At 58.8% G+C, this 478-nt stretch carries 1 protein-coding gene; it reads right to left on the reverse strand.

The window, feature by feature from the left end; genetic code table 11:
• Positions 1-478, reverse strand: a 478-nt coding sequence (locus B6V74_RS18695) for a cytochrome c oxidase subunit 3 (protein WP_240497150.1), incomplete at both ends; no start/stop codon positions are given.

The raw sequence follows: 478 nt of genomic DNA on the forward strand, positions 1-478 counted from the left end.
GATCAGATCGACCATGTGCCAGAACGCGGTCGCATCCTCGATATTTCCCACATGATCGCGCCACGCCACCAGCAGCAGCAGGATGACGCCGGCTGCGACATGCGCGGCGTGAAATCCGGTCAGCAGGAAGTAGAAATTGAAGAAAGGATGCGTGTCCCAGACAATGCCTTGCGCCGCCTTGGACGCGAATTCGGCGCCCTTGATCCAGAGAAATGCCGCGCCGAGCAAAGCGGCACACACAAGAGAAACGCGTGCGCCGCCACGCCTGCGCGATTGCCTTAGATTCAACGCCAGGGCAGCGAAAAAGCCGCTCGTCAGCAAGATAATCGTGTTCGTCGCAGCTGCAGTCCGGTCCAGCGCATTCTGCGCCTCGGCAAAGCCCGTCGGATCAGTGATCCGCGCCGACAAGAAAACGATCAACCCCGCCCCGAAAACCAGCAATTCGCTGATAATGAGAACCCACATCAAAAGATCGCCG

It is taken from the genome of Thioclava sp. F42-5, from assembly GCF_002213195.1.
GTDB classification, from domain to species: Bacteria; Pseudomonadota; Alphaproteobacteria; order Rhodobacterales; family Rhodobacteraceae; genus Thioclava; species Thioclava nitratireducens.